The sequence below is a fragment of the Peribacillus sp. N1 genome, from assembly GCF_054600815.1.
In genome coordinates, this window is sequence record NZ_BAAHZO010000001.1 from 1,662,058 (window position 1) to 1,676,603 (window position 14,546).

9 protein-coding genes are annotated in these 14,546 nt (G+C 43.4%); all 9 read right to left on the reverse strand.

Translation table 11 applies throughout. The features are described from left to right. Positions 1–160 precede the first annotated feature (160 nt). Positions 161–1,288, reverse strand: a complete 1,128-nt coding sequence (meaB, locus tag ACYP5M_RS08015) for a methylmalonyl Co-A mutase-associated GTPase MeaB (protein WP_459734865.1) — start codon at positions 1,286–1,288, stop codon at positions 161–163. Further along, positions 1,288–3,480 carry a methylmalonyl-CoA mutase gene (scpA, locus tag ACYP5M_RS08020; protein WP_459734866.1) on the reverse strand — a complete coding sequence of 731 codons (2,193 nt, stop codon included), beginning with the start codon at positions 3,478–3,480 and terminating at the stop codon, positions 1,288–1,290. Before scpA ends, meaB begins: the two co-directional genes overlap by 1 nt. Position 3,481: 1 nt before the next feature. Next, the gene (locus tag ACYP5M_RS08025; RefSeq protein ID WP_459734867.1) at positions 3,482–5,392 is read right to left on the reverse strand and encodes a methylmalonyl-CoA mutase family protein; all 1,911 of its coding nucleotides are present in this window, start codon (positions 5,390–5,392) and stop codon (positions 3,482–3,484) included. Between the two features lie 601 nt (positions 5,393–5,993). After that, the gene (locus ACYP5M_RS08030) at positions 5,994–7,280 is read right to left on the reverse strand and encodes a dihydrolipoamide acetyltransferase family protein (protein WP_402938328.1); all 1,287 of its coding nucleotides are present in this window, start codon (positions 7,278–7,280) and stop codon (positions 5,994–5,996) included. Between the two features lie 26 nt (positions 7,281–7,306). Then, positions 7,307–8,290: an alpha-ketoacid dehydrogenase subunit beta gene (locus tag ACYP5M_RS08035; protein ID WP_101222514.1), complete on the reverse strand. Its 984-nt coding sequence runs from the start codon at positions 8,288–8,290 to the stop codon at positions 7,307–7,309. Positions 8,291–8,302: 12 nt separating this feature from the next. After that, a complete protein-coding gene (locus tag ACYP5M_RS08040) occupies positions 8,303–9,298 on the reverse strand; it encodes a thiamine pyrophosphate-dependent dehydrogenase E1 component subunit alpha (RefSeq protein WP_101222515.1) in 996 nt (331 codons plus the stop codon). A 24-nt stretch (positions 9,299–9,322) separates the two neighbouring features. Continuing rightward, the gene (gene lpdA / locus ACYP5M_RS08045) at positions 9,323–10,744 is read right to left on the reverse strand and encodes a dihydrolipoyl dehydrogenase (RefSeq protein WP_434167374.1); all 1,422 of its coding nucleotides are present in this window, start codon (positions 10,742–10,744) and stop codon (positions 9,323–9,325) included. A 131-nt stretch (positions 10,745–10,875) separates the two neighbouring features. Further along, positions 10,876–11,973 (reverse strand): branched-chain amino acid dehydrogenase, encoded by a 1,098-nt coding sequence (gene bcd / locus ACYP5M_RS08050; protein WP_101222517.1) that lies wholly within the window; start codon positions 11,971–11,973, stop codon positions 10,876–10,878. A 368-nt stretch (positions 11,974–12,341) separates the two neighbouring features. Next, on the reverse strand, positions 12,342–14,399 hold the full coding sequence (locus ACYP5M_RS08055) for a sigma-54 interaction domain-containing protein (RefSeq protein ID WP_434167375.1): 2,058 nt from the start codon (positions 14,397–14,399) through the stop codon (positions 12,342–12,344). Positions 14,400–14,546 lie beyond the last annotated feature (147 nt).

Below are 14,546 nucleotides of genomic sequence, written 5' to 3' on the forward strand. Positions count from 1 at the left end.
ACTTCGTGATTCAATAAATTTACCTGTCAAAACTGCATAAACCATTTCCGAACACGTTTAAAACGAAAGGTATGCGGGAATCATGTGTGTAACAACAAGACTTACAAAAGGATGGGGCAGGCGTGGGAGACAATCCCCGCCTGCCCCATCCCATTTCTTTTTAATTTGACTTAAATGTATCGGTAAAAGATTGAAAGGCCTGCTTAACAGCAGCAGTGACCGTTTTATTCCCTGACATCACTTGGTTCTCGAGAATTGGGAGAAGACTCTTGACGGTTTCATTTTTATAAAACATCGTTTTAAGCTGGTGATCCATCAATGAATAAAGCCATTCCTTAGATTGCATTCTTCTCCGTTCTTGAAAAACACCCGATTCCTTGGTCAAATCGGAAAATTCATTCATTACATCCCAAAGCTCAGGAATTCCTTTACCGGTTATCGCTGAACAAGTATATGCCTTTCCTGCCCAACCCTTTGTTGCTGGTTGAAGGAAGTGCAAGATTCTGCTATATTCGGACTTCGTCCTAATCGCCAGCGGAATGTTCTCTCCATCGGCTTTATTGACCACAATTCCGTCCACAAGTTCCAGAATCCCTTTTTTCATCCCTTGTAATTCATCTCCGGCACCTGTAAGGACAAGGAGCATGAAGAAGTCGACCATACTTCGAACTATAGCTTCACTCTGACCGACACCGACCGTTTCAATCAGTATCACATCAAATCCTGCCGCTTCACAAAGCAACATCGTTTCCCTCGTTTTGCGGTGAACTCCTCCTAGAGTGCCTTCGGATGGAGAGGGTCTTATGAAAGCATGGGGGTTTCTTGCCAGCTCCTCCATCCTTGTCTTATCGCCTAGTATACTTCCGCCATTGATCGAAGAGCTTGGATCGACGGCTAGAACGGCAACCTTATGGCCCCTGTCACACAAATAGGTTCCGAACGTCTCGATGAAGGTACTTTTTCCGGCACCGGGCACTCCGGAAATCCCGATGCGAATCGAATTTCCTGTATGAGGAAGGATGCTATGCAATAATTCCTGTGCATGATCGAAGTGGTGGGATGCATTGCTTTCAACCAATGTAATCCCTTTAGCTAGCTTGGCCCTGTCACCTTTTATGATTCCCTCTTTAAGTTCATGGACCGGTATGTTTACATTATGTTTTTTGACGAATTTGCTTTTAGAAGGTTTGTTATGGCTTGCTGCTAATTCTACACCTGGCTTTAATGAAGAAGCAAAACCTTCCTGATTGTTATGGTCGACCCATTCGGGCTTCTTGTCTTCACTCATTATTGAGCCACTTCCTCATATCCAAGGCGATTGTATATTTCCTGAAGCACTTTCTTTGCTGCCTGCGGAATGACCGTACCAGGTCCAAAAATGGCTGTAGCGCCATTTTCCATTAGGTAATCATAATCCTGTGCGGGGATGACCCCGCCTACGATCACTATAATGTCCTCACGTCCCAAGTTCTTCAGTTCCGTCATAAGCTGCGGCAACAATGTTTTATGGCCGGCAGCAAGCGAACTCATTCCGACTACATGCACATCATTTTCCACGGCCTGGATGGCGGTTTCTTTCGGTGTTTGGAATAATGGACCGATATCTACATCATAGCCCAAATCCGCAAACCCCGTTCCGACTACTTTAGCTCCGCGATCATGACCGTCCTGACCCATTTTAGCCATTAACAATCGCGGTCTTCTTCCTTCATTTTCAAGAAACTCTCCCGTCATGCGGACGACTTCTTCAATTTCCGCTTCCTTTGAGTATGCCGAGCTGTATACACCGCTGATAGAACGGATCGTTGCTTTGTGACGTCCAGCAACCTCCTCAATCGCATCGGAGATTTCACCTAATGAAGCCCGTACTCTTGCAGCTTGCACAGCCAGTTCAAGAAGATTACCTTCGCCAGTTCTGGCAGCCATGGATAGCGCTTGAAGGGCTTCATCCACCTTTTCCTGATCACGTTTCGCTTTTAATTCGCTCAAACGCTTAAGCTGACTTTCGCGAACTGCTGTATTATCAATCTCCAGTATTTCAATCGGATCTTCTTTTTTCAAACGATACTTATTTACACCTACGATCGTTTCATCCTGAGAATCGATTTTAGCCTGACGCTTTGCAGCGGCTTCCTCGATCCTCATTTTTGGAAGGCCGGTTTCAATAGCCTTCGCCATTCCGCCAAGGCCTTCGATTTCTTCTATGTGAGCCCAAGCCCGTTCGATCAATTCATTTGTGAGTGATTCTACATAGTATGAACCCGCCCATGGATCGATTACTTTTGTGATCCCCGTTTCCTCCTGCAGATATAACTGTGTGTTACGTGCAATTCGTGCCGAGAAATCCGTTGGCAGGGCAATGGCCTCATCCAATGCGTTCGTATGCAGGGACTGTGTATGCCCAAGTGCAGCGGCATGCGCTTCAATAAGGGTCCTTGCGACATTGTTAAACGGATCCTGCTCGGAGAGGCTCCAGCCGGAGGTTTGGGAATGGGTTCTCAATGCCATCGCTTTATTATTTTTCGGCTCGAATTGTTTCATCAGTTTTGACCAAATGAAACGAGCCGCCCGCATTTTCGAGACTTCCATGAAATAGTTCATTCCTACAGCCCAGAAGAATGACAGTCGTGGTGCGAACTTATCGATATCAATACCTGCTTTCATTCCGGTACGTGCATACTCAAGCCCATCCGCCAACGTATAGGCAAGTTCGATATCAGCCGGTGCCCCCGCTTCTTGCAGATGATACCCGGAGATGGAAATGGAATTGAATTTGGGCATATATTTGGATGTATACTCAAATATATCAGCTATGATTTTCATGGACATTTCAGGTGGGTAGATATACGTATTCCGAACCATGTATTCCTTTAAGATGTCATTTTGAATTGTGCCAGAAAGCTTATCCTGTGTTACGCCTTGTTCTTCAGCTGTCACGATATAAAATGCAAGTATGGGTAATACTGCGCCGTTCATCGTCATTGACACGGACATTTGATCAAGCGGAATGCCGTCAAATAGGATTTTCATGTCAAGAATCGAATCAATGGCAACTCCCGCCTTCCCCACATCACCGACAACGCGTGGATGATCGGAGTCATAACCGCGGTGTGTAGCTAAATCAAAGGCAACTGAGAGCCCTTTTTGCCCCATCGCAAGGTTACGTCTGTAAAACGCATTGGATTCCTCAGCAGTCGAAAAACCTGCATACTGACGTACCGTCCAAGGACGATTGACATACATCGAAGGATAAGGTCCCCTTGTAAAAGGAGCGATGCCTGGCACACTTTCCATATGCTCCAAGTCACGATTATCTTTCTCAATATAAAGCGGTTTGATTTTTATTTGTTCATTGGTTTCAAACAAAAGATCCTCAATGTTTTTCCCAACGGCTTTTTCGGCTTCCTTTTTCCATGCCTCCACCGTACCTTTAACCTCAGACTTAGCAGGATTTATAGCAGAAAAATTCGGTTTTTTCATTTCAGTTCACCCCCAGCTTCTGCAATAATTCCGATAAAATGGCTATTGCATTCGTTTTGACATGGATAAAATCTTTGACTCCGGCTTCACTTAGTGTAATCTCAAATTCTTCTTGCTGCTTGCCGGCACTATAAATAGTGATTTCAGGGAATTGCTTTTTAATTTCTTTAATGGTGATTTGCGCCAATTCCGAATAGTCACCATCACTGCCGCAAACACAATAGATAGGGAGCTTGGTCGCAGCTACATAATCGACTGCTTCCTTAACGGTTTGACACCCCTTACTTCCGGTTGTTTCAATACCACCTGCTGCAGCAAGACTTGTTACGAAATCTGCACGAGGTTTATAAGATTTGAGATTTTTCAAATTAATTAAACCAATAGTTGGGGCCATTCCACTTATTTCTTTATACTTTTCACTGCGTAGCCTTAACTGTTCGAACTGAATGGATACCCGATCCAAGTAAAGTGGTGTAATGCCAACCGGCTTCTCAACTTTCATATATGACACAAGGTTATCCCGTGTCGTGTTTTTAATCTTATCAGCAGGATTCGGATATACATTCGTTCCGATGATACTTTCTTTTCTGAAAGCCGCATTTTGAACCTTTTCTTGGTAAACTTCAGCTATTTCCTTCTGAAGGGTGCCTTGTTTAATTAGCTCAAGAATCCCTCCAGCTGCATCGATTTCAAGGAATTTCGCCCAAGCCTTTTCAGCCAATTCATCCGTTAGTTGCTCAACATACCATGAACCGCCAGCAGGATCGACCACTGTTGTGATATTTGTTTCTTCTTTTAAAATCAAGTGAGTATTACGGGCAATTCTTTCTGAGAAATCATCGGTTTCACCAGTTGCGTGTGTGAATGGATGAATTTGAAGATATTGAATGCCTCCAATTGCGGCAGCGAAAGCTTGGTTTGTTGTCCGAAGAATATTGACGTGCTGATCATATAGCGTTTCTGTCAACTCGGAAGTAACGGCATGTATCGCCATTTTAAAATGGTCAGATGCTGTATCGAAAGCTTCTGCAAGACCTGCCCAAAGCCTTCTTGCAGCCCGTAGCTTAGCGATGGACATGAAGTAATTCGAATCCACAGCAAAAGAGAATACTATTCTTTCGGAAACCGAAGCAATAGAAAGCCCTTGCTTTTGCCCTTCCAATAGATATTGGACCGCTGCCGATAATCCGTAAGCTATTTCTTGTACGGCATTGGCTCCTCCATTATGGTAGACTGCCGTATTAATCAAAACTGTTTTTAAATCCCTGCCTACCTTCTGATAATCTTGGATTGTCTCTAGCCAGTCTGCAAAATAGTTATCCGTATCTTCTGGCAGCTGACCGCAAATGAGCCATTCTGCAATGGGATCTTCAGCAATAACGCCTGTCATTTGGGTATTTTGTGCTTCTGCAACCGCTTTGAATTGAGGAAATAATCCTTTTTGTTTCCCCTTAAGGTCAATGAAAACCGGTATTTCTTTTAATGGGATATCTTTAAACAATTTTTCAGCCCTTGCTCCCTCGGCAAGCAATCGTGCAGGGTATGCCACGACATTTTGACCGCGCTTGAATGAAGCCTTCATCTTTTCATTTGCTTCTTCAGCCGTGATACCGCTTACAGGTTGAACGACAAGCCAAGGTTTCTCATGATATCCCGTTGGGGAAGTTCCTCGGGTGAAAGGGAAGAATCCTGGCAATTCGGCTACTTTTTCCGTTGATTCCGCCTTTTCTGTATAGAGCGGATATAAAGTGATGCCCTCATATGTATTCGTTTTTAGCTTTTCTACACTTTTCCCTTTTAAACTTGCTTCCGCAGCTTCTTTCCACTCTTCAAAAGAAGGCTTAGGAAAGGTTATGTTTTTTACATCTTTCAGTTCCATCTGTAATCGCTTTCTTATCTTTTGCCGCCTCATACGCCCTGTCCCTTCATTCGGAGAACGAACGCTCAGTCAGTTTTGGATAAGAAAACCACCCTCCCGTCAATTTAATCTGGATTATACTAACATTCTACCATATTTTTCTTGAAATTTAAGACAATAGAAATTAGCAAATCTGTTATAAGGGAAAACACTAGCTTTATTTCGCCTCTTTTTAAATCAAGTACAGCCCTGATCTGTATTAGAACAGCTCTTAATAAAATAATAGCAAAAATAAAATTTTTGTCGATGTTTTTCTACGGAAAAGAGAAATGACTGGGTTAAACTTTGGCGAACGAATCGGCATAGTTCATCTTTGACTAAATTAAAAGTGAAAGGGAAATCGATAACTGCTAGACTAAATGAAGTTCAGGAACCACCCTATCACCTTAGGTATGGTTTCAAAATTTTAAAACAATGGTGATTGAAACGGGTTTGCGAGACTCCTGCTTGGAAGAGCGCGTCCAGTGGAACCCCATGCCTGGAGTTCCAAACAACGTTCAAATTGTAGCAATCATAAAAAAACTGTAGGCAAACTCGATTCATCGAGTTTGCCTACAGTCTAAAGGAATAACCTTCGGCCTTCCTTTTTTTCATTTTAGTAAATGGAAGTGTTATCTTTGGAAATCTTTTCGATGATTTCTTTAACCCTCGCGAGGAATCGTCCGCATACCAGTCCGTCCAAAACACGATGATCAAGTGATAAACAGAGATTTACCATATCTCGTACTGCAATCATGTCATTTATGACCACTGGGCGTTTTACAATCGTTTCAACTTGTAAAATGGCCGCCTGTGGATAATTGATGATTCCCATGGACTGGACAGAGCCGAATGAGCCAGTGTTATTAACAGTGAACGTACCACCTTGCATATCCTCTGCTTTTAACTTACCCGACTTCACTTTGGATGCAAGTTCCTGTATCTCCCTTGCTATACCTTTGATTGATTTTTCATCTGCATTTTTAATGACCGGTACAAATAATGCATCTTCAGTTGCAACGGCTATCGATATATTGATTTCTTTCTTTTGTATGATTTTTTCGCCTGCCCACATCGAATTGAGCTCTGGAAATTCCGTAAGGGCTTGAGCAACCGCTTTTACGAAAAAGGCAAAGTACGTTAAATTATAGCCTTCTTTTTGTTTAAAGTCGGATTTTAGATTATCACGCAATTTCACCATATTGCTTGCGTCAACTTCCACCATCGTCCAAGCATGCGGGATTTCGTGCTTACTTTTCAACATATTGGACGCAATTGCCTTACGGATTCCGGTAACGGGTATTTCCTTGTCACCAGCAGCAGTCGGCACATTTGTTACTGGACTGGTTTGACGACTAACTTGAGGGGCGACCTCTTTTGGAGCCGGATCGGATATCACGGAAGGCTCATCCGCCTTAGGAAGATTCCCTGATTCAACAAGTTTCAGTAAATCTTTACGGGTGATCCGTCCCTCATTCCCCGTTCCTTTAACCTTTGAAAGATCGATTCCATGCTCCTGGGAAAGTTTTAACACGGCAGGCGAATAGCGAGCTTTCCTTGATGGTTCGGCCGCTTGCTGCACTTCTCTTGTAACAGGTGCATCAACATTTTCCTCATTCTGAGAAACAGCTTGCCCAGCATTATCGTTATCCGTCTTTGCCGTTTCAACTTCAATCGAGCAAATGACTTCCCCGACTGCCAATGTTTGATTCTCATCCGCTTTCAATTCCTTGATGATGCCCGTAAAGGAAGAAGGAACCTCAGCATTTACTTTATCCGTCATCACTTCAGCTAGCGGATCGTATTTGGTGACATGATCCCCAGGCTTCACTAGCCATTTACTGATGGTTCCCTCTGTGACACTTTCGCCTAGTTGAGGCATCTTCATTAATTCCATAGCCATAAATCGTTCCTCCTTCTTAACAGTCATTAATACTCAGCCAATTCCCTCATTGCTTTTTCCACTTTATCAGGATTCACCATAAATTGTTTTTCCATCGTAGGCGCATATGGCATGGCTGGTACATCAGGTCCGGCCAATCGTTTTACAGGGGCATCCAAATCAAAAAGGCAATGCTCGGCAATGATGGCTGCGACCTCACTCATGATGCTTCCTTCTTTATTATCTTCCGTAACCAGTAATACTTTCCCCGTTTTAGAAGCCGCTTCTATGATAGCATCCTTATCCAAAGGATAGACGGTACGCAAGTCAAGAACATGTGCAGAAATTCCATCTGCAGCTAATTTTTCTGCTGCCTGAAGGGCAAAATGCACACAAAGGCCATAGGAGATGACAGTAATGTCTTCCCCTTCCCTTTTCACATCCGCCTTACCGATGGGAAGTACATAATCTTCAGTGGGTACCTCACCCTTGATCAAGCGGTACGCGCGTTTATGTTCAAAGAAAAGCACTGGATCTTCGTCGCGAATGGCAGCTTTAAGCAAACCCTTTACATCATAAGGAGTGGAAGGCATCACTATTTTCAAACCCGGCTGATTGGCAAAGATTGCTTCAACCGATTGTGAATGATAAAGAGCTCCATGAATCCCTCCGCCATATGGAGCACGGATTACCATTGGACAGCTCCAGTCATTATTAGAACGATATCTAATTTTGGCTGCCTCTGAAACGATTTGGTTAATGGCAGGCATGATGAAATCAGCGAATTGCATCTCAGCTATCGGCCGAAGCCCATACATGGCGGCTCCAATTCCCACTCCTGCAATTGCAGATTCAGCGAGCGGGGTATCGATGACCCTGGCTTCACCGAATTGGTCGTATAAACCATTAGTGGCTTTAAAGACCCCACCTTTTTTTCCTACATCCTCACCCAATACGAATACACGGGAATCACGTTCCATCTCTTCCCTCATTGCCATTGTCACGGCATCTATATATGAAATCACTGGCATTCTATTACCCCCTTACTTTTGTGCATACACATGATTCATAGCACTTTCAGCCTTCGGATATGGAGCATTTTCAGCATAATCGGTTGCTTCGTTGACTATCTTCATGACTTCATCATTCATTTGTTTCTCTAGGTCATCATCCATGATTCCCACTTCTTTTAAATACGCTCCAAATGTCATTATGGAATCCTTCGTTTTGGCTTCGGCCACTTCGTCCGCCGTCCGGTAGCTTCGGTCATCATCATCACTTGAATGAGGTGTGAGCCTGTATGAAACGGTTTCTACCAGTGTAGGACCTTCTCCCCTTCTTGCACGGTCAGCCGCTTCTTTCACCGCTGCATACACTTCCAACGGATCATTGCCATCCACCGTTATTCCAGGCATCCCATAGCCAATCGCCCTGTCGGAAACATTTTCACACGATAGCTGTTTCGAAATAGGAACGGAAATCGCATATTTATTATTTTCACACATGAAAATGACCGGTAGCTTATGCACACCTGCAAAGTTGGCCCCTTCATGAAAATCGCCCTGATTGGATGAACCTTCCCCAAACGTTACGAATGTTACCAAATCCTTACCTTCCATCTTCCCTGCAAGGGCAATTCCAACAGCATGCGGGACCTGTGTCGTTACAGGTGATGATCCAGTGACAATCCTATTTTTCTTTTGACCGAAATGACCAGGCATCTGGCGCCCGCCGGAATTGGGATCTTCCTCTTTGGCGAAACCGGAAAGCATCAAGTCTTTAGCGGTCATTCCGAAGGTAAGTACCACACCTACATCCCGATAATAAGGCAGTACATAATCCTTTTGCCGATCTAGCGCAAACGCTGCCCCAACCTGTGCAGCTTCTTGCCCCTGGCAGGAAATCACGAAGGGAATTTTCCCGGATCGGTTTAAAAGCCACATGCGCTCATCAATTCTGCGGGACAAAAGCATTGTCCGGTACATATCTAAAACCGTTTCCTCATTTAAGCCTAATTGTTCATGACGTTTTTCTACCATCATAAAACCTCCTGACCTTATTCTTTAAGAATGTATGGCACGTCCATCGACAGCAAGGGCCGCCTCTCCGATTGCTTCAGAAAGACTTGGGTGCGGATGGATTGTCTTGCCTATCTCCCAAGGTGTCGCATCAAGCACTTTCGCAAGTCCAGCTTCAGAAATCATATCCGTAACATGTGGCCCGATCATATGAACGCCCAATATATCATCCGTTTTCTTATCGGCGATGATTTTGACAAAACCATCCGCTTCCCCGAAAACAAGGGCCTTACCAACTGCACGGAATGGGAATTTCCCAATTTTAAGATCAAAGCCTTCCTTGTTTGCCTGTTCTTCCGTCAAACCGACACTTGCAGCTTCAGGGCTTGAATACACACATTTTGAAATGAGCGAATAATCCAGCCGTTCCGGTTTTTGGCCTGCGATATGTTCAACGGCCGTAATGCCTTCATGGGAAGCAACGTGAGCCAATTGCAGACCGCCGATACAATCACCGATCGCATAAATATGTGATTCCTTCGTTTGGAAGAAGTCATTGGTTTCAATAAAACCTTTTTCTTTCACAATTTCCGTATTTTCAAGGCCGATCCCTTCAACATTTGCTGATCTGCCTACGGACACCAACATTTTTTCAGCTGTGAATTCCTCTACCGAACCTTTGACTTCAGCAGAAATGGATACTGAAGCATCCGTTTTCAGGGTTTCAGGCAATACCTTGGCACCTGTAACGAACTTGACGCCTTTTTTCGTTAGGAGACGAAGCATTTCACTGGAAATATCATGGTCTTCAGTCGGGATAATTCTATCTGCATATTCGAGTACTGTCACTTCCACACCAAAATCATTAAGCATCGAAGCCCATTCAATGCCGATAACTCCACCGCCTACAATAATCATTGATTTTGGCAGGCTCTCAAGCTTTAGAGCTTCATCCGATGTAAGCACCAATTCCCCATCAATCGCTAAACCGGGAAGTGTCTTCGGACGCGAACCCGTTGCAATGATGACATTCTGAGGAATGAGCATTTCATTTTCACTGCCATCATTCATTTCCACGGAAATTGTCCCAGGCATCGGTGAAAATATAGAAGGACCCAGTATACGCCCTAACCCTTCATAAACCGTTATCTTTCCTTGTTTCATCAAGTGCTGAACACCTTTATAGAGTTGATCGACCACTTTATTCTTTCTTTCCTGCACCTTAAGGAAATCTACCTTTACATCCCCGGTAACAATACCGAATTCCTCACTTTTCACTGCAGTCTGATAAACTTCCGCACTCCTTAAAAGTGCTTTCGAAGGGATACAGCCTTTATGTAGACACGTTCCGCCGAGCTTGCCTTTCTCCACGACAGCCGTTTTCAATCCTAATTGAGCAGCCCTTATTGCCGCCACATACCCGCCTGTTCCTCCTCCGAGGATAACGAGGTCAAATTCTTCAGCCAAAACCACTCCTCCTCACAAATACATACAGTTTGTAACCATTTTTACTTGTCCTATGTTTATTACGTTATCCATGTTGAAAATTCCTGTGTTTATTAAAAAAAACACAGGAATCTAATCTTGTAAAACTACATTCATTTTCTTCCATTCAAGATATGTTTTTCATTTTGCAAGAATTGGCTCCTTGAATTCCTCATGCGAGCAATTCGCTCCTCTGCCATCCTATCCGCGGCTTTATAAGTTGGGATTTGATCACGTTTTGCAATCTCGATGACTCTTTCAATTGTATCATAAACCGTTTCCACTTTCTTAAGGGCTCTTTCCCGATTATACCCTAAAAGCTCATCGGCCACGTTTATGACTCCACCTGCATTAATAACATAATCAGGGGCGTATATAATACCTTTTTCATGAATTTGATCGCCATGAACAGTTTCTTTTAACTGATTATTGGCCGCACCTGCAATGACCTTCGCCTTGATTTGATTGATTGTTTGATCATTTATGACAGCCCCTAAAGCACACGGTGCATAGATATCACAGTCGACTCCATAAATTTCATCTGGATTAACTGCGGACGCCCCAAAGGATTCAACCGCACGGGCCACGCTTTCTTTATTGATATCCGTAACGATCAGCTTGGCGCCCTCCTCATGAAGGTGACGACATAAGTTATAAGAAACATTCCCGACGCCTTGGACCGCAACCACCTTACCTTCTAAAGAATCAGTTCCGAAAGCCTCTTTTGCAGCAGCCTTCATACCTCGGTATACCCCATATGCAGTTACAGGGGAAGGATTACCCGAAGAACCGAATGCAGGGGAAATCCCAGTGACAAAATCCGTCTCCTCATGAATGAGATCCATATCCTCAACCGTTGTACCTACATCTTCAGCTGTTATATAACGCCCATTCAACCCTTGGATATATCTTCCGAATGCACGGAACATCTCTTCATTTTTATCCTTACGCGGGTCGCCGATGATGACGGTCTTCCCCCCGCCTAAATTCAAACCTGCAGCGGCGTTCTTATATGTCATTCCTCTCGAAAGCCTTAAGGCATCTTCAATGGCATCTTCTTCAGATGCATACGTCCACATCCTTGTGCCTCCAAGCGCAGGCCCTAATGTTGTATCATGAATGGCAATAATCGCTTTCAAACCCGATTGTTTGTCCTGACAGAATAGCAGTTGCTCGTAATCATACTTCTCAAGATATTTAAAAATTTCCATAAAGGAATCCTCCCTAGATGTTTTAATACATGTCAGATATGAGGACACTGAATTTCTCCTCATTCCTACTTGTTTCCACGTTCATTTTAAATAAAATCCGCTACTCACATGATATTTTCCCTATGGGGAATGGTTCCCTTGAAAAATCCATACACCTTTAAATATGCAAATAACATGCCAATAAAATACATAATGAGAGCGTTTTTATCCAAAATAAGGAGATGCTGGTTTATATGTTGGGCAACTATAGCCTATAACAAATTGAAAAAAATTTCATGTTAGAAGTGGAGTCTCGCTTAAATTAAAATAAATCAGAAAATTCCGTGCAGTTTTTTTCATAGTGCGCAATTACTTGCGTGCAAAAAATTTCACAGTTTTAGTTTTTCCATTTTGTAATATAGATTTCTGACAGATATCCCAAGAGCTTTTGCCGTAAGTGTTTTATTTCCCTTGTGGGTATGGAACGCTTGCTGAATGATATCGGCTTCATACTGGTCTATTATCTCCGAGAGCGGTTTCCCCGATACGTAGCCAGAAGGGTTCATTAATAATTTCTCTTGTTTTACTGGAATCTCTTCGATAAAATCCGGAATATGCTGTATATCAATGATCGTCTCGTTCAATTTCATGAAAATGATTGCCCGTCCTAAGATATTTTCCAGTTCCCTAACATTACCTGGCCAGTTGTAGATTTGCATTTTATGTATAGCTGCTGCTGTAATTCCCTCTATGCTTCGTCCATACTCCTGATTGATTTTATTAATCAAATGCTCCGCCAATTCTCTCAAATCCTCTTTTCTCTTTCTTAATGGAGCAATGAAAATAGGCATGCGGTTCAGCCTGAAATATAAGTCTTCCCTGAATGATCCGTTTGAGATGGCCTCTTCGAGATTGATATTCGTAGCGGCTATGACCCGGACATTGATGGGAATCGGCTTCGTCCCCCCCACTCTGACGATTTCCTTTTCTTGTAAAACCCGAAGTAACTTAGCTTGGATGTTGGCTGGTAATTCACCAATTTCGTCCAAAAAGATACTCCCTTGATTTGCCTCTTCAAAAAAACCGACCTTTCCGCCCCTATTTGCTCCTGTAAAGGCTCCTTCATCATAACCGAACAGTTCACTTTCAAGTAATGATTCCGAGATGGCCGCACAATTTACACGAACGAATTTATTGAATTTCCTATCGCTCGCATTATGGATGGCATGTGCAAATAACTCTTTGCCAGTCCCTGATTCCCCTCTTAATAAGACAGTAGCAGGTGTTCTTGCCGATAATTTCGCCTGTTCAATGGGAAGCTTCATCTCTTCGGAAGCCCCGATTATATCATCAAAGGAATATTTAGCCTGCAATGTCCGGATGATCTGTCTTGCCCGATTCAGTTCGTGGGTCAGGGCTTGAATTTCCGATACATCATGAATGACGCCAACGCTCCCTTTCAGGCACCCGTCCACAATGATTGGAGCAACATTCACGATCACTTCCTTATGTTTTGGGCCGACACGCATATTGACACCCCGAACAGGCTTTTTTGTCTGAAGTACTTTCATATGCATACTTTCACCTTCATAAATATCGATGGAAGCCGGCTTACCGATCACTTGGGTCTTTGTTAATCCCGTGATTCTTGTATATGCCGGATTGATCAAAAGCCCCCTGCCTTGATCATCCACAACGGATATGGCTTCATCACTGGATTGAATGATCGCCTGAAGCATCGTTTGTATCTCTTTTAAATCGGTGATCTGCTCCGCCAATTGTACAGCTTCCGTTTTATTCCTAAACACTGAAAAAGCCCCTATGATTTCCTTATCGGCATTCACAAGAGGTATCCTTGTCGTTATGAGTTCCATTCCATTGCTAAGGGTGATTTCCTGATTCACTTCTTTTTGGTTTGTTTGCATCACTCGCAGCAATCCAGTTGAAGGGATGAAATCTTTGATATGTCTGCCTATCACATCCTCGCGCTTTGTGTCTGTTGCTCGTTCGGCACTATCATTGAACATGATGATGAATCCTCCATGATCAATCACCACCATCCCTTCACTGGTCGTATTAAGAATCAAGTCCATTTTTGCCGAGGTATTCTCCAGTTTACTTATTAAACGATTTTTCTCTTCAAACAACTTAGTCATAATGAGGGCGACACTTCCAGGAATGAGAATCGTTTGTTCGTCCATGTCCCTTTTTATCTTTTTATAGACAGACGGGTCTCCGGTCGTATCAAAAATGATGTCCAAATCCCGCTCCAATCCCAGGCTCCAATTAGTCACTGAAGGGATCCCTCGTTCCTTTGCAGCAAGCATCCCTTCAGCGGATTCATTCGTATCAGCCATACAAACAATGGAGAATACTTCACTTTCCGATAGGAGTTTCAACACGGTTGTCCCTCCCACTCCTCCCCCTACTATCATGACCTTTTGCATGAGCCATCCCCCTTAAGATATAATTACCCCTTTTATTAGATCAATCTATGCAATTTTTTTCATACTTCACACCATTTTACCATATCGGCTCCCTTTAAAAACAGCCACCAACTCCCAGTCATTATCTACATTCCCGAAACTTGACAA

Coding starts and splice junctions, on each gene's coding strand:
- meaB (WP_459734865.1), bottom strand. CDS start 1,288: ATGAGTGAAGACAAGAAGCCCGAATGGGTCGACCATAACAATCAGGAA.
- scpA (WP_459734866.1), bottom strand. CDS start 3,480: ATGAAAAAACCGAATTTTTCTGCTATAAATCCTGCTAAGTCTGAGGTT.
- ACYP5M_RS08025 (WP_459734867.1), bottom strand. CDS start 5,392: ATGAGGCGGCAAAAGATAAGAAAGCGATTACAGATGGAACTGAAAGAT.
- ACYP5M_RS08030 (WP_402938328.1), bottom strand. CDS start 7,280: ATGGCTATGGAATTAATGAAGATGCCTCAACTAGGCGAAAGTGTCACA.
- ACYP5M_RS08035 (WP_101222514.1), bottom strand. CDS start 8,290: ATGCCAGTGATTTCATATATAGATGCCGTGACAATGGCAATGAGGGAA.
- ACYP5M_RS08040 (WP_101222515.1), bottom strand. CDS start 9,298: ATGGTAGAAAAACGTCATGAACAATTAGGCTTAAATGAGGAAACGGTT.
- bcd (WP_101222517.1), bottom strand. CDS start 11,973: ATGGAAATTTTTAAATATCTTGAGAAGTATGATTACGAGCAACTGCTA.
- ACYP5M_RS08055 (WP_434167375.1), bottom strand. CDS start 14,399: ATGCAAAAGGTCATGATAGTAGGGGGAGGAGTGGGAGGGACAACCGTG.